The sequence below is a fragment of the Streptomyces sp. NPDC001108 genome (assembly GCF_053598535.1).
In genome coordinates this window covers 21,680-42,706 of sequence record NZ_JBSFKL010000005.1, presented here as the reverse complement: position 1 = coordinate 42,706, position 21,027 = coordinate 21,680, and the positions used below count along the sequence as shown (strand labels likewise).

The 21,027-nt window shown below is 73.0% G+C and carries 18 protein-coding genes; 10 read left to right on the top strand and 8 right to left on the bottom strand.

What is annotated here, in order from left to right; translation table 11 throughout:
- Positions 1-63: 63 nt before the first annotated feature.
- The gene (gene erpA, locus ACWC97_RS13595) at positions 64-420 is read right to left on the bottom strand and encodes an iron-sulfur cluster insertion protein ErpA (RefSeq protein ID WP_189540679.1); all 357 of its coding nucleotides are present in this window, start codon (positions 418-420) and stop codon (positions 64-66) included.
- 269 nt (positions 421-689) lie between these two features.
- On the opposite strand from erpA, the gene nadA reads away from it, so the two are divergent.
- Together nadA and ACWC97_RS13585 are read left to right on the top strand one after the other, a co-directional pair.
- Entirely contained in the window at positions 690-1,898 is a 1,209-nt protein-coding gene (gene nadA / locus ACWC97_RS13590; protein WP_352280372.1) for a quinolinate synthase NadA, read from the top strand.
- A gap of 167 nt (positions 1,899-2,065) precedes the next feature.
- Positions 2,066-4,216 carry a tetratricopeptide repeat protein gene (locus ACWC97_RS13585; protein ID WP_450649302.1) on the top strand — a complete coding sequence of 717 codons (2,151 nt, stop codon included), beginning with the start codon at positions 2,066-2,068 and terminating at the stop codon, positions 4,214-4,216.
- A gap of 177 nt (positions 4,217-4,393) precedes the next feature.
- Here the strand turns inward: ACWC97_RS13585 and ACWC97_RS13580 are convergent, their stop codons facing one another.
- The 5 genes from ACWC97_RS13580 to ACWC97_RS13560 all read right to left on the bottom strand — a co-directional run bounded on the left by ACWC97_RS13580 (position 4,394) and on the right by ACWC97_RS13560 (position 10,992).
- Positions 4,394-7,540, bottom strand: coding sequence for an efflux RND transporter permease subunit (locus ACWC97_RS13580; protein WP_450649301.1), 3,147 nt, complete (start codon positions 7,538-7,540; stop codon positions 4,394-4,396).
- Between the two features lie 255 nt (positions 7,541-7,795).
- Positions 7,796-8,509 carry a response regulator transcription factor gene (locus ACWC97_RS13575; RefSeq protein WP_352280375.1) on the bottom strand — a complete coding sequence of 238 codons (714 nt, stop codon included), beginning with the start codon at positions 8,507-8,509 and terminating at the stop codon, positions 7,796-7,798.
- Positions 8,506-9,774 (bottom strand): sensor histidine kinase, encoded by a 1,269-nt coding sequence (locus ACWC97_RS13570; protein ID WP_450649299.1) that lies wholly within the window; start codon positions 9,772-9,774, stop codon positions 8,506-8,508. The genes ACWC97_RS13575 and ACWC97_RS13570 overlap by 4 nt, the downstream gene beginning before the upstream one ends.
- Before the next feature lie 146 nt (positions 9,775-9,920).
- The gene (pspAA, locus tag ACWC97_RS13565; RefSeq protein WP_352280377.1) at positions 9,921-10,199 is read right to left on the bottom strand and encodes a PspA-associated protein PspAA; all 279 of its coding nucleotides are present in this window, start codon (positions 10,197-10,199) and stop codon (positions 9,921-9,923) included.
- A gap of 10 nt (positions 10,200-10,209) precedes the next feature.
- Positions 10,210-10,992, bottom strand: coding sequence for a PspA/IM30 family protein (locus ACWC97_RS13560; RefSeq protein ID WP_352280378.1), 783 nt, complete (start codon positions 10,990-10,992; stop codon positions 10,210-10,212).
- Positions 10,993-11,264: 272 nt separating this feature from the next.
- Between ACWC97_RS13560 and ACWC97_RS13555 the strand changes: the two genes are divergently transcribed.
- From ACWC97_RS13555 to ACWC97_RS13545, 3 genes are all read left to right on the top strand, one after another.
- The gene (locus ACWC97_RS13555; RefSeq protein ID WP_352280379.1) at positions 11,265-11,864 is read left to right on the top strand and encodes a DUF3043 domain-containing protein; all 600 of its coding nucleotides are present in this window, start codon (positions 11,265-11,267) and stop codon (positions 11,862-11,864) included.
- 146 nt (positions 11,865-12,010) lie between these two features.
- A complete protein-coding gene (locus ACWC97_RS13550; RefSeq protein WP_352280406.1) occupies positions 12,011-12,718 on the top strand; it encodes a class I SAM-dependent methyltransferase in 708 nt (235 codons plus the stop codon).
- 115 nt (positions 12,719-12,833) lie between these two features.
- Positions 12,834-13,964, top strand: a complete 1,131-nt coding sequence (locus ACWC97_RS13545; RefSeq protein WP_450649296.1) for a S1C family serine protease — start codon at positions 12,834-12,836, stop codon at positions 13,962-13,964.
- A gap of 46 nt (positions 13,965-14,010) precedes the next feature.
- Here ACWC97_RS13545 and ACWC97_RS13540 read toward each other — a convergent pair whose 3' ends face one another.
- Complete coding sequence (locus tag ACWC97_RS13540) at positions 14,011-14,220, bottom strand: hypothetical protein (RefSeq protein ID WP_352280381.1); 210 nt, start codon at positions 14,218-14,220, stop codon at positions 14,011-14,013.
- A 126-nt stretch (positions 14,221-14,346) separates the two neighbouring features.
- Between ACWC97_RS13540 and ACWC97_RS13535 the strand changes: the two genes are divergently transcribed.
- The 4 genes from ACWC97_RS13535 to ACWC97_RS13520 all read left to right on the top strand — a co-directional run bounded on the left by ACWC97_RS13535 (position 14,347) and on the right by ACWC97_RS13520 (position 19,446).
- A complete protein-coding gene (locus ACWC97_RS13535; RefSeq protein ID WP_450649294.1) occupies positions 14,347-15,549 on the top strand; it encodes a bifunctional adenosylcobinamide kinase/adenosylcobinamide-phosphate guanylyltransferase in 1,203 nt (400 codons plus the stop codon).
- Positions 15,550-15,692: 143 nt separating this feature from the next.
- Entirely contained in the window at positions 15,693-16,778 is a 1,086-nt protein-coding gene (cobT, locus tag ACWC97_RS13530; protein ID WP_450649292.1) for a nicotinate-nucleotide--dimethylbenzimidazole phosphoribosyltransferase, read from the top strand.
- Between the two features lie 149 nt (positions 16,779-16,927).
- Positions 16,928-18,730: a phosphatidylglycerol lysyltransferase domain-containing protein gene (locus ACWC97_RS13525; protein WP_450649290.1), complete on the top strand. Its 1,803-nt coding sequence runs from the start codon at positions 16,928-16,930 to the stop codon at positions 18,728-18,730.
- Positions 18,727-19,446, top strand: coding sequence for a hypothetical protein (locus ACWC97_RS13520; protein WP_450649288.1), 720 nt, complete (start codon positions 18,727-18,729; stop codon positions 19,444-19,446). Before ACWC97_RS13525 ends, ACWC97_RS13520 begins: the two co-directional genes overlap by 4 nt.
- Here the strand turns inward: ACWC97_RS13520 and ACWC97_RS13515 are convergent.
- Positions 19,389-20,150: a hypothetical protein gene (locus ACWC97_RS13515; RefSeq protein WP_352280386.1), complete on the bottom strand. Its 762-nt coding sequence runs from the start codon at positions 20,148-20,150 to the stop codon at positions 19,389-19,391. The two genes, ACWC97_RS13520 and ACWC97_RS13515, sit on opposite strands and share 58 nt — an antisense overlap.
- 88 nt (positions 20,151-20,238) lie before the next feature.
- On the opposite strand from ACWC97_RS13515, the gene ACWC97_RS13510 reads away from it, so the two are divergent.
- Complete coding sequence (locus ACWC97_RS13510) at positions 20,239-21,018, top strand: adenosylcobinamide-GDP ribazoletransferase (protein ID WP_450649286.1); 780 nt, start codon at positions 20,239-20,241, stop codon at positions 21,016-21,018.
- Positions 21,019-21,027 lie beyond the last annotated feature (9 nt).

Below are 21,027 nucleotides of genomic sequence, written 5' to 3'. Positions count from 1 at the left end.
CCCGGGTCCCGGGAACCGCCGCCGTCGTCGTTGCCGCTTCGATCGCTCCGGCCGGCCGGTGGCTCAGCTGAAGGAGTCGCCGCAGGCGCAGGAGCCGGTGGCGTTGGGGTTGTCGATCGTGAAGCCCTGCTTCTCGATGGTGTCGACGAAGTCGATGGAGGCGCCGCCCAGGTAGGGGGCGCTCATCCGGTCGGTGACGACCTTGACGCCGTCGAAGTCCTTCACCACGTCACCGTCGAGCGAGCGCTCGTCGAAGAAGAGCTGGTAGCGCAGGCCGGAGCAGCCGCCGGGCTGGACTGCGACGCGCAGCGCCAGGTCGTCGCGGCCTTCCTGCTCCAGCAGGCTCTTGACCTTGGCTGCGGCGGCGTCGGACAGGAGGATGCCGTCGCTCACGGTGGTGGTCTCGTCCGATACGGACATCTGCTTCTCTCCCGGGTTGTGTGGAGACTGCTTGCCGACGTTGCAACCGTCGGCACCGCGGATTCATTCCGGGCCGAGCGCTTGCCTGCCCTTTCATGCTCGCACACCGGCCCGCCGAGGGGATGCGTCACATCGACGCTATGAACATCGTCAAAGTGACGTGAAACGGATATGATAGATAGCGTCAATTAGACGAAAAGCATGCGGAGCTCCACGGCGCCGCAGAAGCCCTCAGCAAGACCCAGCGGATTTTCAGCAGAGAAGAAAGGGTGCGTGACGTGACCACGGCCCACCCCGTCCAGGATCTCGACGTCCAGCCGACGCCCCTCGCCCTGCTCCTGCTCGGCCGGGAGGCCGACCCCAGGAGCGAGCGCGGCGTCGAGTGCCCCGGCGACCTGCCCTCCCCGTCCGACCCGGACCTGGTGGAGCGCGCCCGCGCGGCCAAGGAGAAGCTCGGGGACAAGGTCTTCGTCCTGGGCCACCACTACCAGCGTGACGAGGTCATCCAGTTCGCCGACGTCACCGGTGACTCGTTCAAGCTCGCCCGGGACGCCGCGGCGCGGCCGGAGGCCGAGTACATCGTCTTCTGCGGTGTCCACTTCATGGCGGAGTCGGCGGACATCCTGACCACCGACGCCCAGAAGGTCGTGCTCCCCGACCTTGCGGCGGGCTGCTCGATGGCCGACATGGCCACCGCCGAGCAGGTCGCCGAGTGCTGGGACGTGCTGGCCGACGCCGGGATCGCCGAGCAGGTCGTGCCGGTCGCGTACATGAACTCCTCCGCCGACATCAAGTCCTTCACCGGGCGGCACGGCGGCACGATCTGCACCTCCTCCAACGCCAAGCGGGCGCTGGAGTGGGCCTTCGAGCAGAAGGAGCCCTCGGAGGCCAAGGTCCTCTTCCTGCCCGACCAGCACCTGGGCCGGAACACCGCCGTCCGCGACATGGGCATGTCGCTGGAGGACTGCGTCGTCTACAACCCGCACAAGCCGGGCGGCGGCCTGACCGCCGAGGAACTGCGCGGCGCGAAGATGATCCTCTGGCGCGGGCACTGCTCGGTGCACGGCCGGTTCTCGGTGCAGTCGGTCGACGACGTGCGCGAGCGGATACCGGGCGTCAACGTGCTGGTGCACCCCGAGTGCAAGCACGAGGTCGTGGCGGCGGCGGACTACGTCGGCTCGACGGAGTACATCATCAAGGCCCTGGAGGCGGCCCCGGCCGGCTCGAAGTGGGCGATCGGCACCGAGCTGAACCTGGTCCGCCGGCTGGCGAACCGTTTCGCCGCCGAGGACAAGGAGATCGTCTTCCTCGACCGGACGGTCTGCTTCTGCTCGACGATGAACCGGATCGACCTGCCGCACCTGGTGTGGACGCTGGAGTCGCTGGCGGAGGGCACCCTCGTCAACCGGATCGAGGTCGACCCCGAGACGGAGAAGTACGCCAAGCTCGCGCTGGAGCGGATGCTGGCGCTGCCGTAGCGCACCGGGCCCCGGCGGGCGGGGCGGGCCGCTCCCGCCCGCCCGCCGGGGCCGGGGCTCCCGCCCCCCGTATGCCGGCAAAGCGGCCCGTACCCCGACGTCATTCGGGAGTGGCACATTCGAGGAATCTCCTGCCGGGCCGGACCATCCCCTTGCACAATCGCCCCATGGAAAGTCCCTACGCCGGAGATCATGAGAAGGCCCTCGCCACCGCGCGGGAGGCGGTCCTCGTCCAACGCGAACTCGCCGCACAGCGACCGGATGTGCTCCGACCCGAACTGGCCGCCGCCCTCGGCACCCTGTCGGACCGGCTCGCCGACGCGGGCGACCCGGAGGGCGCGCTCGCCCCGGCGCAGGAGTGTGCCCGGCTGTACGCCAGACTCGCCGTGGGTGATCCCGAAGCGTTCAAGGCCGTCCTCGCGCTGTCCCTGGACACCCTGGCCAACCGGACGGCGGCCACGGGGGACGGGGACACCGCCGCGCAGTTCGCGGGCGAAGCCGTGCGGCTCCAGCGGGAGTTGGCCGCGGACCGCCGGAGCGCGACGCTGCTCCCCCTGGGCCGGTTCCTCCGCAACTCGGCCTCGCATCACGCCTCTTCCAGCGGATCCGCCGCCGCGCTGCCCCTCATCGAGGAGGCGGTCGGCATCTTCCAGCGGATCGTGTCGGAGGACCCGGACCCGGACCCGCTCCGCCCCGAACTGGCCGCCGCGCTGAACGTCCTCGGGACGCATCGCGCGCACGTCGGCGACGCCTCGGGAGCGCTCGACGCCACGCGACGGGCCCTCGCCGTCCACCGCGATCTCGCCGCCGGCCGACCGGACGCCTTCCGCCCCGAACTGGCCGGCACCCTCAGCAACCTCGCCGGCCGCCTCAACGACAGCGGCGCCCCCGGGGCGGGACGGCAGGCGGCGGAGGAGGCCGTCGCCCTCCACCGCGAGCTGGCCGCGCGGAACCCCGCCGCGTACCGCCCCGCCCTCGCCACCTCGCTCGACGCGCTCGCACGGAGCCTCGCCGGCTCCGGGGACCCGAAGGAGGCGCTGGCACCGGCTGAGGAGGCCGTCCGGATCCTGCGCGAACTCTCCGCCGGACAGGACGGGGTCGTCCCACCGGAACTGGCCCGGGCCCTCCTCGGTCTCAGCGGCCACCGGGGGCTGGCCCACGACGACGAGGGCGCCGTGGGCGCGGCGCGGGAGGCGCTCGCCGCCTACCGCTCGCTGGCGCTGAGGCTCCCCGACGCCTTCGGGGACTCCCTGGTCGCCGCGGTCACCGCCCTGTCCGGGGCGCTCGTCCGTACCGACGACCACGCGTCGGCGGTCCGGGAGTTCGACGGGACGGTGGCGGAGTTCGCCCCCGTCCACCCCGCCGTCGCCCGGCGTCTCCGCGTGGAGCGGAGCATCTTCCTGCTGAACCTCCCCGGCCCCCGGGCCGCCACCGGAATGCGCGAACTCGCGGCCTTCCTCGGCAGCGACGACGCATCGGACCCCGTGACCGTACGGGCCCGGCGGGCGCTCCGTGCGCACGGCGACATCGAGGCCGTGAGCACGGCGTGGAAGGAGGAGACCTTCGCTCCCGTTCCCGCCTGGCTCACCCTGTCGCCAAAGATGCTGGAGGTCGTCGGTTCCTGGATGTTCGCGCCCGACTGGCCCCATTCACGCGACATCTGGTCCCGGAACGCCGAGGTGCTCGGCGGCGAGGAGGCGGCGACGGCCCTGGAGGAGCTGGCCTGCCTGGACCTTCGCACCGCCCACCGGCATGCCGTGCTCCGCGAGGCCGTCCTCGTGTACGGCGTGACCGCGGCGTACGACCCGCTGATCCTCGCCGAACAGCTGGCGGTGTGGATGGACTGTGCCGACTGGGCGGAGTCGCGGGCCTTCCTGGAGGAGAACCCCCGCCTCCTCCAGGCCCACCCGCCCGAGACCACCTCTCTCGCCCACGTCGCGGTCCTCGCCGTGGCCCGCGACGAGGGGCTGGACGCCGCGTACCGCCTGGTCGAGGACCGTGCCGCCCTGCAGGCGTACGTGGAGCGGGCGTTGGCGGCCGGGGACGGCAACGCCCTGATGCACGCGGCGGCCGTCGAGGGGCAGGTCTTCGACGACAAGCTGTCCTCCCTCACCCACGCGCAGGCCGGGATGGTGCTCTCCGGGGTCACCGAAGGCATCGAGCCGAGCGATCTGGCCGTGCTCCTCCCCCGCGCCCCCGAGGAGATCCGCGTCCGGCTGCTGGAGGAGATCCAGGACCTCGGCGTCCGGTACGCCCAGCCGCACGGGGAATCGTGGCTCCGGATCGCCGAGGTCCTCACCGGCTCCGCGGCCGCATGACCGAGCCCGGCCGGGCCCGGCCGGGCTCGGCCCCGGCCCCGGCACGACCGGTCGGCTCCGTCGCCCCGCTCAGGCGGTGAGGGCGCCGCGCAGCACGAACGGCCTGTCCCCGCTTGCGCGTGGGACAGGCCGTTCGGCTTTCTCAAGGGTCCTTCGGTGGGACCCCGGGAAGGACCGCTACACGCCCGAGGGCTCCGCTTCGCGGATCTCCTCGGCCGGGGCGGCGGGCGGGCCCGCCTTCTTCTCCCGCTTGGCCGCCTTCTTCCTCGCGCGGCGTTCCTTGCGGAGCTCGACCATCGCGTAGAGCGTCGGGACCAGGAGCAGGGTCAGCAGCGTCGACGTGATGAGTCCGCCGATCACGACCACCGCGAGCGGCTGCGATATGAAGCCGCCCTCGCCGGTGACCCCGAGGGCCATCGGGAGCAGGGCGAAGACCGTGGCGAGCGCGGTCATCAGGATCGGGCGGAGGCGGTGGCGGCCGCCCTCGACGACGGCTTCGACGACGCCCATGCCCTGGGCGCGGTACTGGTTGATCAGGTCGATCAGCACGATCGCGTTGGTCACCACGATGCCGATCAGCATCAGCATGCCGATCATCGCCGGGATGCCCATCGGGGTGCCGGTGGCGACCAGCAGGCCGATCGCGCCGGTGGCCGCGAACGGGATGGAGACCAGCAGGATCAGCGGCTGGATCAGCGACTTGAAGGTGGCCACGAGCAGCATGAAGACGATCGCGATCGCCGCCAGCATGGCGAGGCCGAGCTTCAGGAAGGCGTCGTTCTGGTCCTCCGAGACGCCGCCGATGGTGACGGTGGCACCGTCCGGGAGCTTCAGCGAGTCGATCCTCTTCTGGAGGTCCATGCTGACGGCGCCGGTGTTGTCGCTGGTGGGCCGGGCGGTGATGGTCGCGGCGCGCTGTCCGTCGATCCGGGTCATCGAGACCGGGCCGGGGACGAGTGCGACGTCGGCGACCTGACCCAGCCTGACCGGGCCGAGCGGGAGCTTCTTCAGCTCGGCCAGGGTGGTGGCGGGGTGGGCGGACCTGACGACGATGTCGCGCTCGGTGTCGTCCATGACGGCCTTGCCGGCCGGGGTGCCGCGTACCGCTCCGGCGACGGCCGCGCCGAGGGCGGTCTGGTCGAGACCGGCTTCGGCGGCCTCGGGCGTGGCCTTGACGGAGATGCGCGGGACGCTCTGGGCGAGGTCGCTCTGGACGTCGGTGACGTCCTTGATCCCGGCGACCTCCTTGCGTACCGCCTCGGACGCCTTCTTCAGGACGTCCGCGTCGGAGGCCTTCACGACGACGCTGAGGTCCTGGCTGCCGAAGCCGTCGCCCGCGGAGATGGTGGTGTCGCCGATGCCGTCGAGCGCGGCGAGGGACTTCTCGATGCGGTCCTGGACGGCCTCGAACTCGCCCGAGTCCTTCAGGGTGATCTGGTACGACGCCTGGTTGGCGCCGGTGCCGCCGCCGAAGGCCGCCATGAAGCCGGACGAGCCGACGGTGACCTGGTAGTCCTTGACGCCCTTGTCGTCGGCGAGGACCTTCTCGACCTTCTTCGCCGCTTCGTCGGCCGCCGCCAGGCTGGTGCCGGGCGTCAGCTTCTGCTTGATGGAGAGGACTTCCTGCTCGCCCTGGTCGAAGAAGTTCGTCTTCAGCAGCGGGGCCATGCCGAAGGTGCCGAAGAGGACCACGAAGGCGATGACGATGCTGGTGATCCGGCGCCGGGTCGCGAAGCGCAGGACCGGGACGTACAGCCGCTGGAGCCGGCTGCGGGCCTCCTTCTCCTCCGCCTGGCGGCGGGCCTCGTCCGGGTCCTCGACGGTGCCCTTCGGGGCGCGCAGGAACCAGAACGAGAGGACTGGGACCACCGTCAGCGAGACCAGCAGCGAGGCCAGCAGGGCCGCCGTGACGGTCAGCGAGAACGAGCCGAACAGCTCGCCGACCATGCCGCCGACGAGGCCGATCGGGAGGAAGACGGCGACCGTGGTGAGGGTGGAGGAGGTGACCGCCCCGGCCACTTCCTTCACCGCGGTGATGATCGCGGACTGGCGCTCCTCGCCGTAGCCGAGGTGGCGCTTGATGTTCTCCAGGACCACGATCGAGTCGTCGACGACGCGGCCGATCGCGATGGTCAGCGCGCCCAGGGTGAGCATGTTGAGCGAGAGGTCGCGGGTCCAGAGCACGATCAGCGCGAGGACCACGGAGAGCGGGATGGAGACCGCGGTGACCAGGGTCGAGCGCAGCGAGGCGAGGAAGACCAGGATCACGACGACCGCGAAGACCAGCCCGAGCGCGCCCTCGGTGGTGAGGCCGGAGATGGCCTTGGAGACGGCGGGGCCCTGGTCGGTGACGACGGTCAGCTCGGCTCCGGAGCCGAGCTGCTTGCGCAGCTCGGGCAGCTTGTCCTTGACCGCGTCGGAGATGGCGACGGCGCTGCCGTCCTTGTCCATCGTGGCCATCACGGCGAGGCTCGGGCGGCCGTTGGTGCGGGTGAGGGCGACCGCGTCGGCCTCCTCCTGCTTCACCGTGGCGACGTCACCGAGGCGGACCGGCTTCCCGGCCTTGCCGGTGGCCGCGTCCTTGCCGGCGACCCGCAGGTCCTCGATCTGCTTCAGGGAGGTGAAGGCGGAGCCGACCTGGACGGTGCGGCTCTTGCCGGACTCGGCGAAGGAGCCGGCGGGGACGGTCGCGCCGGCCGACTGGAGCGCCTGGGCGAGCGTCATCGCGTTCAGCCCGGCGGCGGCGAGCTTCTTGTCGTCGGGGGTGACGGAGACGCGGAGGTCGCGCACACCGTCGACGGTGACCTGGCCGACGCCGTCGATGTTCTCCAGGGCGGGGACGACCGTGCGGTCCAGCTGGCCGGCGAGGGCCTGCTGGTCCTTGTCGGAGGTGACGGCGAGGACGACGGCCGGGATGTCGTCCGTCGAACCGGCGATGACCTGCGGGTCGACGTCGCCGGGAAGCTGGGAGCGGGCGCGGTTCACCGCCTGCTGGATGTCGGCGACGAGCTGCTTCGTGCCCTCCGAACCGAAGTCGAAGGTCGCCATGATGACGGCGCTGCCCTCGCTGGCGGTCGAGGTGACACCGGTGACGCCGTCGACCGCCTTGAGGGAGTTCTCCAGCGGTTCGACGACCTGCTTCTCGACCACGTCGGGGGACGCGCCCGGGTAGGGGGCGAGGACCGACACCATCGGAAGCTCGATGGTCGGCAGCAGCTGCTGCTTGAGCTGCGGTATCGCGATCGCCCCGAACACGAGCGCGACGATCGAGATCAGTCCGATCAGGGCCCGTTGCGCGAGGCTGAATCTGGACAGCCAGGACATGGGTGAGGTCTCTCTTCTGTGGCGTGCGCGGCAGGTGGGAAGCTGACTCGGAGGGCGGAACCGGCCCATGACGCATGTGTCAGGCACCCACTCATACGATCTCCTGCCGATCGGGGTGCGGGCGTCGGCCCCAGGTCGCTTTCTTACGCCGCGCATACCGCAGGTGGAGTACGCCGTCTCTCCACCCCCCACCCCAGCGCGGGCGGCCGTGCGCCCCGCCCCGGGTGGCGTCCCCCTCCACCCCCGGGTGGTGCGTCACTCCGTCCTGGGGCGCACCAGTCCGGATTCGTAGGCGATGACCACCAGTTGGGCCCGGTCCCTGGCCCCCACCTTCGCCATCGCCCGGTTCACATGGGTCTTGACGGTGAGCGGGCTGACCGCCAGCCGTTCGGCGATCTCGTCGTTGGAGTGGCCGCCGGCCACCAGGACGAGCACCTCGCGTTCGCGGCCGGTGAGCGCGGCGATCCGCCCGGAGAACTCCGCGGTGCTCGGGCCCTCCTCCTCCGGACTGCCGCCCTGGGCGAGGAAGGTGGCGATCAGCCCCTTGGTGGCGGCCGGGGAGAGCAGGGCCTCGCCGCCCGCCGCGATCCGGATGGCGTTGAGCAGTTCCTCGGGTTCCGCGCCCTTGCCGAGGAAGCCGGAGGCCCCGGCGCGCAGCGACTGGACCACGTACTCGTCCACCTCGAAGGTGGTGAGCATGACGACCCGTACGCCGGACAGCTCCGGGTCCGCGCTGATCATGCGGGTCGCGGCGAGGCCGTCCGTGCCGGGCATCCGGATGTCCATCAGCACCACGTCGGCGCCGGCCGACCGGGCCAGCTCCACGGCCTGGGCGCCGTCCGCCGCCTCTCCGACCACCTCCATGTCGGGCTCGGAGTCGACCAGCACCCGGAACGCGCTGCGCAGCAGGGCCTGGTCGTCGACGAGCAGCACCCTGATGGGCGCCGCGGTGTCGCTGGGCGGTGTCATGCGTTCTCCCCCGTCCGGCCCGCCGTGCCCTCCTGCCCGGACTCCGCGGTGCGGGCCTCGACGGGCAGGATGGCATGGACCCGGAAGCCGCCTCCGTAGCGGGGTCCGGCGGTCAGGGTGCCGCCGAGCGCGGTGACGCGTTCCCGCATCCCGAGCAGGCCGTGGCCGCCGCCGGAACCGTCCTGCGCCGCCGCCCCGTCGGTGCCGGAGCCGTTGTCGAGGACCGTTATCTCGGCCGTGGAGCCGACCCGTACGACGCTCACCTCGGCCCTGGCGCCGGGGCCCGCGTGCTTGCGGACGTTGGTGAGCGCCTCTTGGACGACCCGGTACGCGGCCAGGTCGACGGCGGCGGGGAGCGGGGGCCGGTGGTCGGCGCCGACCACCTTCACGGGGAGTCCGGCCCGGCGGACGGTGTCGACCAGGGTGTCGAGCACGGCGAGCCCGGGGGCGGGTTCGGTCGGTGCCTCCGGGTCGCCGGACTGGCGCAGCAGCCCCACGGTGGCCCGCAGTTCGTCCAGGGCGGAGCGGCTGGCCTCGCGGACGTGGGCCAGCGCCTCCTTGGCCTGGTCGGGGCGGCGGTCCATGACGTGGGCGGCGACCCCGGCCTGCACGTTGACCAGGGCGATGTGGTGGGCGACGACGTCGTGGAGGTCGCGGGCGATCCGCAGCCGCTCCTCGGCGACCCGCCGCCGGGCCTCCTCGTCGCGGGTGCGTTCGGCGCGTTCGGCGCGTTCCCGGATGGCGTCGATGAAGGCGCGCCGGGAGCGGACGGCGTCCCCGGCGGCGCAGGCCAGCCCGGTCCAGGCGAAGACCCCGAAGTTCTCCTGGCTGTACCAGGGGGCCGGGCCGAAGAGCATCGCCGTGCCGGTCAGCGCGGCCATCGTGAGCACGCCGACCCGCCAGGTGGTGGGCCGGTCGGTGCGGGCGGCGACGGAGAACAGGGCGATGACCGTGCTCATGACGACGGGTGCGGGCGGGTCGAAGCGCAGCAGCTCGACGACGGTCAGCGCGGTGGTGACCGCGAGCACCGGCAGCGGCCGGCGGCGCCGCCAGATGAGCGCCACGGCCCCGGCCACCATGAGCAGCAGGCTGGTCGCCGCGGGCGGACGGGTGGCGAGGTCGAGCCCGTCCCGCTGGCCGGGGTGGACGAACGAGCCGATGATCATGGCGACCAGTACGGCCAGTGCCAGGGCGGCGTCGAGCGCGAGGGGGTGGCCGCGCAGCCAGTTCCGCAGGCGCGGGCCCCGGGTTCCGAGGGTGGTCACGTCGGACCACGTTACGGCGTGCCGCCCGAACGTCCTCGCGGGTCCCGTGCTTCCGTGCGCGGCCGGGGTCGCCCCCGCGACGCACCCGTGCCCCGTGTCCGGCGGACCGGGCACGGGGCACGAAGGAGTGTGGAGGCGTCCCGGTGTCAGCCGGGGATGAGGCCGTCGTCGCTGAGCATGGCGCGCACCTCGTCGAGGGTCGCGTCGGGTGACGGGAGGATCAGCTCGGACGGCTCCAGGGCGTCGTCCGGCAGAGCCGTGCCGAGTTCGCGCACCCGGGCCAGGAGCGCGTGGAGGGTGGCGCGGAAGCCGGGTCCGTCACCGCTCTCCACCTCGGCGAGCAGTTCGTCGTCGAGCTTGCCCAGCTCGGCGAGATGACTGTCGGCCAGGGCGACCTGGCCCTCCCCCATGATCCGTACGATCATGACCGTCGCCTCAGCTCTTGTCGAACCTGTGGGGGGACTGCGAGGACTGGCGCTGAGCGGCGTCCTGCGGTCCTCCCTCGATCGCCTGCTGCGGGGTCGAGCCGCCGGCCAGCTCGGCCTTCATGCGCTGGAGCTCCAGCTCCACGTCCGAGCCGCCGGAGATCCGGTCCAGCTCGGCGGCGATGTCGTCCTTCGCCGTGCCGGTCGGGTCGTCCAGGGCGCCGGAGGCGAGCAGCTCGTCGATGGCACCGGCGCGGGCCTGGAGCTGCTGGGTCTTGTCCTCGGCCCGCTGGATAGCGAGGCCGACGTCGCCCATCTCCTCGGAGATGCCGGAGAACGCCTCGCCGATCCGGGTCTGCGCCTGGGCGGCGGTGTACGTGGCCTTGATCGTCTCCTTCTTCGTACGGAAGGCGTCGACCTTGGCCTGGAGGCGCTGGGCGGCGAGCGTGAGCTTCTCCTCCTCGCCCTGCAGCGTGGAGTGCTGCGTCTCCAGGTCGGTGACCTGCTGCTGGAGCGCGGCGCGCCGGGAGAGCGCCTCGCGTGCCAGGTCCTCGCGGCCGAGCGCGAGCGCCTTGCGGCCCTGGTCCTCCAGCTTGGCGGACTGGCCCTGCAACTGGTTCAGCTGCAGCTCCAGCCGCTTGCGCGAGGTCGCCACGTCGGCGACGCCGCGGCGTACCTTCTGAAGCAGCTCCAGCTGCTTCTGGTACGAGTAATCGAGGGTCTCGCGCGGATCCTCGGCCCGGTCAAGGGCCTTGTTTGCCTTCGCGCGGAAGATCATCCCCATACGCTTCATGACACCGCTCATGGGCTTCGCGCGCCCCCTTCTGACGGACTGGGCTCCAGCACTCCAACAGAACCCACACTACGGGTCCTGCCTCTATTACCGCACTGTTCGAGCACGGATGTGCTCCTCCCCAAGAACGACTGCGCCTGGTCACCGCTCCGGCCCAGGGAGTAGGAGGGGAGTCCCGGACACCCGGGTACACCGGGCAGGACGCGGGCCGTTGCCGGATCGTTCCCGACCGGTCTGGGGTCGTCGCGATCGAACCCGTACCCTTGGACCTTGTGTTCCGTAGCCGTTCGAAGGAAGAGAAGGCGCCCACCGGCAAGGTGACGGCCGACCTCTCCAAGCAGCCCCGCGACCCGCAGGCTCCCAAGGGTCGCCCCACCCCCAAGCGCAGCGATGCCCAGTCGCAGCGCCGTCGCGCCTCCAGTGGCGCGCCGCTCGACCGCAAGGAGGCGATGCGGCGGCAGCGGGAAGCGCGCCGTGCGGACCTGGCCAAGCAGCGCGAGGCGCTCTCCAACGGGGACGAGCGGTATCTGCCGGCCCGTGACAAGGGGCCGGTGCGGCGCTTCGTCCGCAACTACGTGGACTCGCGCTTCTGCGTCGCGGAGTTCTTCCTGCCGCTGGCCGTGATGATCCTGATCCTCAGCGTGATCCAGGTGCAGAACATCCAGACGATCTCGCTGCTGCTCTGGCTGGTCGTGATCGTGCTGATCGTGCTCGACTCGATCGGTCTCTCGATCCGGCTGAGGAAGCAGCTCAGGGAGCGCTTCCCCGACACCCCCAAGCGCGGCGCGGTCGCCTACGGCCTCATGCGCACGCTCCAGATGCGTCGCCTCCGGCTGCCCAAGCCGCAGGTCAAGCGGGGAGAGCGGCCCTGAGTACGCACATCTCCGGCCCGGTCGGCGGTCCCTCCGCCGACCGGTCGGACGATGCCCCGCCGGTTCCCGTCAGCGGCTTCACCGGGGCCTCCTCGGTGTGGCTGAAGGGGCTCGGCGGGTTGCGCAACACCGTCCGCCAGGAGCTGGTGGCCCGCCAGCTCGACGAGCAGATAGCCGCCCGCTTCCCGGTGGGGCAGCGGCTGCGGGTGCTCGACGTGGGCACCGGCCAGGGCACCCAGGCGCTGCGCCTGGCGCGGGCCGGGCACACGGTGACCGGCCTGGAGTCCGACCCTGAGATGCTGCGGGTGGCCCGGGAGGCGCTCGGCGGCGAACCGGCCGGTATCCGTGAGCGGGTCCGGCTGATCGAGGGCGACGGCCTGGACACCGGGGTGCATTTCCTGCCCGGCAGCTTCGACGTGGTGCTCTGCCACGGGGTGCTGATGTACGTGCGGGACCGGGACGCGATGCTGGCGGGGCTGGCCCGGATGCTGGCCCCGGGCGGGCTGCTGTCGCTACTGGTGCGGAACGCGGACGCGCTGGCGATGCGCCCGGGGACCGCCGGGGACTGGGACGCGGCTCTGGCCGCCTTCGACTCGGACACGTACACCAACCGGCTGGGCCTCGATGTGCGGGCCGACCGGCTGGAGGCCCTGACGGCCACCCTCGCCGGGATCGCGGCGCCGCTGCACGCCTGGTACGGGGTGCGCGTCTTCACGGACAACGTGAGCAACGACGTGGAGCTCCCGGCCGCCGCCGAGCTGGAGCAGGTCCTGGCCGCGGAGGACCGGGCCGGGCGGACCGACCCGTACCGCCGGGTCGCCGCGCTGCTGCACCTGTGCGGGGTACGGGGCTGAGCCCGGCCGCCGCTCCGGGCGGTGCGGCCGTACCCGACGGGCCGTATCCGGCAGGTCCTACCCGACAGGCCGTATCCAGCGGGCCGAAGACACGGCCGAACGCGACAATCCAGACATGGATGCATCCCTCACGCTCCGCCGTGCCCGACGGCTGCTGCCGCCCCTGACCGCCGGTCTCTGCGCCCTCGCCCTGGTGAGCGGCTGCTCGGACACGTCCTCGGGTCCGTCGGCGACCTCGGCCGCGTCGCGGACGGCGGCCGGCCGCGCGGACTCCGGCGCTTCGCGGACCGGGGCCGAGACCGAGGCCACCCCGTCCCGAGCCCTCACCGACCTGCAGAACGACTACCAGGCCGTGATCAAGAACGTGCTGCCGTCGGTCGTGCAGATCGAGGCGTCCGGCGGGCTGGGCTCGGGGGTCGTCTACGACTCCAAGGGCCATGTCGTCACCAACGCCCATGTGGTCGGCAGCGCGAAGAAGTTCAAGGTCACCGTCGCCACCGGGGAGAAGGTGGTGAGCGCCTCGCTGGTGTCCGCCTATCCGGAGCAGGATCTGGCCGTGATCAAGCTCGACCAGGTGCCGGACGGGCTCAGGCCCGCCAAGTTCGGCGACTCGGCGAAGGTCGAGGTGGGTCAGATCGTGCTGGCGATGGGCTCGCCGCTCGGGCTGTCCTCCAGCGTCACCCAGGGCATCGTCTCGGCGCTCGGCCGGACCGTCAGCGAGAGCCGGGCGGGCGGCGGCACCGGCGCGACGATCGCGAACATGGTGCAGACCTCGGCCGCGATCAACCCGGGCAACAGCGGGGGTGCGCTGGTCAACCTGGACAGCGAGGTGATCGGCATCCCGACCCTGGCGGCCACCGACCCGGACCTGGGCGGCAGCGCCGCGCCCGGCATCGGGTTCGCGATCCCGGTGTCGATGGTGAAGACGGTGGCGGACCAGATCATCAGGACCGGCCGGGTCACCGACTCGGGCCGGGCGGCCCTGGACATCACCGGGCGCACGGTCGTCGACGACAACTACCAGCCGGCCGGGGTCGCGCTGGTGAGCGTCGCCCGGGACGGCGCGGCCGACAAGGCGGGACTGCGCCCCGGTGACATCGTCACCAAGCTGGGCGACCGGCCGGTCACCACGATCACCTCGCTCCAGGAGGCGCTCGCCGCCGACAAGCCGGGCGAGAAGGTGACGGTGACCTATCTGCGCGAGGGCGCGGAACGGACGGCGAAGGTCACCCTGGGAGAGATCTAGAACGCGACCGTCCCGGTCCCCCGACGGGGGCCGGGACGGTACCGGGTCAGCCCTGGTCGGCGCTGAGGCTCATGGGGCCGTAGATCTTCGTCGCGTCCTCGAAGAGCGTCACCTGTTCCGCCCCGCCGTCGAGGAGTTCCTTCCAGTACTCACCGATCCAGGACTCGGCGTCGCCCTGGGTGGTGAACTCCTCCGGCTGGAGGGCCGGCTCCGTCTCCGTACCGTCGGACTTCTCGAACCGCCACGTCCACGCCATGTCCGCCTCCTGAAGTCATTTCGCTGTCCCGCAGCCTAGTGCCTGGGGCGGCCGGGCGGACCGGGTCCGTCCGGCCGGAAGGCCCCAGGTCGCGCACCGTGCGCGCGTACGCGGGAGGATCGTCTCGTGGAACTGACTCTGCTCGGCACCGGAGCCCCCGACGGGCTGCCGCGGCCCGAATGTCCCTGCGCCGCCTGTGCCGCCGCCCGTGGGCCGGGGGCGCGGGCGGCGACCGCGCTGCTGGTCGACGGCGCGCTGCTGCTCGATCTGACCCCGGGCGCCGCGTTCGCCGCGGCCCGTGCGGGTCACTCGCTCGGCGGCGTGCGGCAGGTGCTGCTCACCCATCCGCACGACGGCCCGGCCGTGGAGCTGCCCGCCGGGCTGCCGCCGGCCGGCCGGGTGCCGGACGGGCGGGAGCTGACGCTGATCAGCGGGCACCGGGTGCGGGCGGTGCCGATGGACGCGCCGGGTACCGGGTACGAGGTCGTGGGCCCGGAGGGTGCCCGGCTGCTGTACCTGCCCCGGGCGGCCGCGCCCGCCGGGCTGCCGGAGCGGGTCGCGGAGCCGTACGACATGGTGGTCGGCGACGTGGTGGGGCGGCCGGACGCGGTGGCGCGGCTGCGGGCCGCCGGGGCGGTCGGCCCGGCCACCGGGATCGTCGCCGTGCACCTGGACCACGACGCGCCGCCCGGCGCCGAGCTGGAGCGGCGGCTCGCCGCGGCCGGGGCGCGGGCCGTGCCGGACGGGACGACGCTGGTGGTGGGCGGGGACGCGGCGGCCCCGGCGGTGCCCCGGCGCACGCTGGTGACGGGCGGGGCCAGGTCCGGCAAGTCGGTGGAGGCGGAGCGGCGGCTGGAGACCTTCCCCGAGGTGGTGTACGTGGCGACCGGCGGGGACCGGGAGGGGGACGCCGAGTGGGCGGCCCGGGTCGGGCTGCACCGGGAGCGGCGGCCGGCCGTCTGGCGGACCGAGGAGACCTGTGAGCTGGCGGAGCTGCTGGCGGCGGACGGTCCGCCGCTGCTGATCGACTGCCTGTCGCTCTGGTTGACCGACGCGATGGACCGGGTGGGCGCCTGGGACGACGCGGTGTGGGCGGGCGGCGGCGAGGCGGCGCTGCGGGAGCGGACCGGCGAGCTGGTGGCTGCGGTGCGGGCCACCCGCCGCACGGTCGTCGCCGTCACCAACGAGACCGGTTCGGGGGTGGTGCCCGCGACGGCCGCCGGGCGGCGGTTCCGGGACGAGCTGGGCCGGCTGAACGCGGCGGTCGCCGGGGAGTGCGAGCAGGTGCTGCTGGTGGTGGCCGGGCAGGTGCTGACGCTGCGCGGCTGAGCCCGCGCGGGCGCGGTGAGCGGGTGGCGGAGGGAAGACCTCGCTCCGGGCGGGTGCCCCAAGGGCTGCGGGTACTGTTCCGCAGTGAGCCCGCCGCCGGGCTCACCGGCCCACCAGACGCATCGACCGCGAGGCAGACCCCCGTGAATCTGGACGACTTCTCCGATCTGATCGAACGCCCCGACGGCGGCGTACGGCGCGATGCCGAGGAACGCCGGGAGCGCATGACCGTTCCCGTGGGCGCCCTCGGCCGCCTGGACGAGCTGGGGGAATGGCTCTCGGCCGCGCAGCAGTCCGTCCCGGTCAAGGCGATCGAGCAGCCGCGTGTGGTGCTCTTCGCCGGTGATCACGGGGTGGCCTCGCTGGACGTCTCCGGGCGTCCGGCCGGGAGCGCGCACGAGCTGGTGCGGGCCACGCTGGAGGGCACGACGCCGCTCGCGGTGCTGGCCCGCCAGTTCGGCGTGCCGGTGCGGATCGTCGACGCCGGTCTGGACTGCGACCCGGAGCTGCTGCCCGAGCCGGTGGTGCGGCACCGGGTGCGGCGCGGCAGCGGGCGGATCGACATCGAGAACGCGCTGACGGCCGAGGAGGCCGAGCAGGCGGTCCGGCTCGGCATGCGGATCGCCGACGAGGAGGCCGACTCGGGCACCGATCTGGTGGTGCTCGGCGATCTGAGCGTGGGCGGGACGACGGCCGCCGCCACCCTGATCGCGGCGCTCTGCGGCACGGACGCCTCGGTGGTGACCGGGCGCGGCGGCGCGGGCATCGACGACCTGGCGTGGATGCGCAAGTGCGCGGCGATCCGGGACTCGTTGCGGCGGGCCCGGCCGGTCCTCGGGGACCAGCTGGAGCTGCTGGCCACGGTGGGCGGCGCGGACCTGGCGGCGACGACCGGGTTCCTGCTCCAGTGCGCCGTGCGGCGGCTGCCGGTGATCCTGGACGGGGTGGTCTCCGCGGCCTGTGCGCTGGTGGGGCAGCGGGCGGCGTTCCGGGCGCCGGACTGGTGGCTGGCGGGCCAGAGCAGCGGTGAGCCGGCCCAGGCCAAGGCCCTGGACCGGATGGCGCTCAACCCGTTGCTCGACCACGGCGTCATGGTGGGCGAAGGAAGCGGGGCCCTGCTCGCCCTCCCGCTCGTCCGGGCCGCCGCGGCACTCGCCGCGGAGCTGCCCGAGCGCGAGGCCGCCGCGGAGGGCGAGGCGGCGGGCGCCGCGTACGACGACGCGACGTAGGTCGCGTCCGGCGGTCTCGGGGCCGGGAACGGCCCGACTCCGGAACCGCCGGGCACGGCCCGGGCTCGCGGACCGGTGGTACCGCGAACCGGGACACCGGGCCGCAGCACGAACCCTCTCGCGCGTTGTGCCCCATATCATCGCTTTTCATGGGAGAGGTCGGCGTGACCACCGAAGTACCCGGACGGGGTGGCGTCCGGCCGCCGAGCACCACACTGTCGCGGCGCGGCGCGGCCTTCGCGATCTGGTATCTGCGGGTCGTCTGCTTCATCAACTTCCTGAGCGCCGTCTGGGTCACGCTCGGGAACGACCTGCGCCGCCACAACACGGAGAACTACTTCACCCCCTACCTGCTCACCGCGGGTTTCTCCTCCGGGGTCGTCGCGCTCTTCCTGGCGATCACGATGCGCCGCCGCAAGCGGGCCGCCTGGATCGTGAACCTGGTGGTCGGCGGGCTCTTCCTGCTGATCTTCGCCCTGGCGCTGATGTTCCCGGACGTCCGGGCGTACGCGCAGAACTGGGTCTCGCTCCTGCTGACCGCCGCCTTCGTGCTGGCGCTGATCCTCGGCCGGCGGGAGTTCTACGCGAAGGGCGACCGGTCCAACCCGAAGCTGGCGGCCGCCGTCGCGGCCGGCGGACTGCTGGTCACCTCGCTGATCGCCGCGGGGCTGGTCACCCTCACCAACACCGCGCCGCACAGCGACCGGGCGTCCTTCCCGGACCGCTGGCGGTACGGGGCGCTGCGGCTGGTCTCGGTCGCCGACAACGACGCCGCCTTCCCCGGGATCGTCACCCCGGGCTGGGTCGACGTCTCGATCAACGTCCTCTCCACGCTGCTGCTGATCGCCGTGGTGTACGCGGCGTTCCGCTCCCGCCGGGCGGTCGACCCGCTCACCCCCGACGACGAGGTCCGGCTGCGCGCGCTGCTCGACCGGCACGGCGAGCGGGACTCGCTCGGGTACTTCGCGCTGCGCCGGGAGAAGAGCGTCATCTGGTCGCCGACCGGGAAGGCCGCGGTGGTCTACCGGGTGGTCGGCGGGGTGTCGCTGGCCTCCGGGGATCCGATCGGCGATCCGGAGGCCTGGCCCGGGGCGATCGAGCCCTGGCTGGCCGAGGCGCGCGAGCACGGCTGGATCCCGGCCGCGATGGGGGTGAGCGAGGAGGCCGGCACGATCTACGCCCGGCACGGCCTGGACGCCCTGGAGCTGGGCGACGAGGCGATCGTGGAGACCGCCGACTTCACCCTGGAGGGGCGGGCGATGCGTACCGTCCGCCAGGCGTACAACCGGGTCCGCCGGGCCGGGTACGAGGTGACCGTACGCCGTCACGCGGACATCCCCGAGGCGGAGATGGCCGAGCTGGTGCGGTGCGCCGACGACTGGCGCGACGGGGCGACCGAGCGCGGGTTCTCGATGGCGCTGGGCCGGCTCGGCGACCCCGCCGACGGGCAGTGCGTGATGCTGGAGTGCCGGGACGCCCCGGACGCGGACGGGGAACCGGGCCGACTGCGGGCGGTGCTGAGCTTCGTGCCGTGGGGGCCGCACGGGCTGTCGCTGGACCTGATGCGCCGTGACCGGGACTCCGAGAACGGGCTGATGGAGTTCATGGTCATCGAACTCCTGCGGCGCGCCGACGAGATCGGGATCACCCAGGTCTCGCTGAACTTCGCGATGTTCCGGTCCGTCTTCGAACGGGGTTCGCGGCTCGGGGCCGGACCGGTGCTGAGGCTGTGGCGCTCGCTGCTCAGTTTCTTCTCCCGGTGGTGGCAGATCGAGTCGCTGTACCGCGCCAACGCCAAGTACCGGCCGATCTGGGAGCCACGTTTCATGCTGTTCGAGAAGAGCGCCGACCTGCTGCGCATCGGCATCTCGGCCGGTCGCGCCGAGGGGTTCCTGGAGGCGCCCGGACTGCCCAAGTGGCTGCACCGCTCGCAGCTCGGGACGCGTGGATGAGAGGTTCGGGCGCGCTGCGCCGGGCGGCCCGCCGGGAGTGGGGTCCGCTGGTGGGGACCGTACGCGGGGCGCTGGTGGCCGAGCGTTGGCGGGCGGTGCCCATGACGCTCGCCGCCGTGTGTCTGACCGCTCTGCTCCATGTGGTGCAGAACCAGTCGTGGGGTGCCGGGCCGGTGCGGGCGCTGGGGGCGGTGCGGGCCGAGGACCCGTGGTGGGCGGCGCTGGCGCGTACCCCGCTGTCGCTGTTCGTGCCGGCGCCGGACCTGCCGGTCTGGGGGGCGCTGATCCAGATCCTGGTGGTGTTCGGGACGGCCGAGATCTGCCTGGGCCGGTGGCGCACGCTGACGATCGCGTACCTGGCGACGCTGGTGGGCACGCTGTACGCGCGGCTCGGTGTCGCGCTCGGCCCCGACCTGCCGCTGGGGCTGCCGGGTTCGGACGCCCGGATCGTGGACACCGGCCCGTCCGCCGCGGTGGTCGGCCTCGCCGTCTACGTCTGCTTCGTCCACCGGGCCCGGTTCACCGGGGCCCTGGTGATCGTCGCGATGGCGGTCGAGGTGGTCGTGAAGGACAACCTGGCGGGCAAGGAGCACCTGGTGGCGATCGCCGCGGTGCTCGTGCTCTGCGCCTGCGTGGGGCGCCGGGACCGGCGCCGGGCTCAGGACCTGCGGGGCGGGAGCGGCACCCGGTCGGGGGCGCCGCCGATCAGGTCCTGAAGTCTGCGTTCGGGGCCCGCCCAGCGCACGTCGTGGTGGTACTCGCGCAGCAGGGCGCGGGCCCGCGCCCGGGGCCGACCGCGGTAGCAGCGCTTCGCCCACGCCGAGGCGGGGCGGGCCAGCCGGACCGCCGCGACCAGGGCGACGAACGGGACGAGCGTGCCGACGACCGCGAGCCGCGCCTTGCCCTTGAAGAGGGCGATCAGGACGAAGCAGAAGTTCACGGCCACGGTCAGCAGGACCCCGAGCCGGCCCTGCTGCTCGTCGCTGCTCACCTCGTTCACGCCGAGCGGCGAGAACCCGGCCAGGACGAGCATGACGAGCGCGGCGGTGAGGGCGACCACCTCCACGCTCCGGCGCCCCTCCTCGGTCCAGTACACGTCGTCGAGATGGACGATCAGCGCGAACTCGTCCAGCACCAGCCCCGCCCCCGCGCCGAAGATCACGGCGCAGATCCCCGCGGTGACGCCGTGGCGCCCGCTGGCGACCGCGCCGAAGCCGCCGACGACGCTCAGCACCACACCGGGGACCACGTGGTGGATGTGCAGGCCGCCGGGGGTGAAGTCGCGGAACGGGCCCTTCCCCGCCCGGATCATGCGGGTGACGACCCGGGTGACGGCGAAGGTGAGCACGAAGGCGGCCAGGGCGAGGAGCAGCGGCAGCTTTCCGGGCTCGACGATGTTCCGATCGAACCAGTGACCCATGCCACCCACTCCCGATAAGCCGGTTCTGTAGCGATTTGCCGCGTTACGGGCAATCTATCGGCCGGGGGCAGGGGTTAGCCTGCGCGCCGTGACCTCCCTGAACAGCCACGGCGTCCGTTTCGCCTTCGGCACCCTGACCGTGCTCCCCGTCCGCGTCACCCGCTGGGACCGGGGGACCGCCCGGACCGGGATGCTGTGCGCGCCGCTCGCCGGGCTGGTGGTGGGGGTGCTCGCGGCGGCGGCCGGCTGTCTGTCGCTGCTGCTCGGCTCGAGTCCGCTGATGGCCGCCGTCGCCTCGGCCGCCGTTCCCGCGGTGCTGACCCGCGGGCTGCATCTGGACGGTCTCGCGGACACCGCCGACGGTCTGGGCAGCGGCAAGCCCGCCGACCAGGCCCTGCGGATCATGAAGCAGTCGGACATCGGGCCGTTCGGTGTGATCACCCTGCTGTTCGTGCTGCTGGCGCAGGTCGCGGCCGGGCAGCAGTTGTACGCGCGGGGCTGGGCGGACGGGGCGGTGGCGACGGTGGTCGCGGCGGTGGCCGCCCGGCTGGCACTCACCCTGGCCTCCCGCCGGGGTGTGCCGGCGGCGCGCCCGGAGGGGCTGGGCGCGGCGGTGGCGGGCACGGTGCCGGTGGGCGGCGCGGTGGCGGTCGGGGCCGTGGTGGTCGCGGGGTGCGCGGCGGCGGGGGCGCTCCTCGGCGGGTACGGGGCGGTGCGGTGCGCGGGGGCGGCGGTGGTGGGCGCGGCGGTGGCGCTGTTGCTCCTGCGGCGCTGTGTGCGGCGGTTCGGCGGGGTGACCGGCGATGTGTTCGGCGCGCTGGCGGAGACGGCGGCGACGGCCGTGCTGGTGGTGCTGACGTTCGGTTAGGAGTGTCCG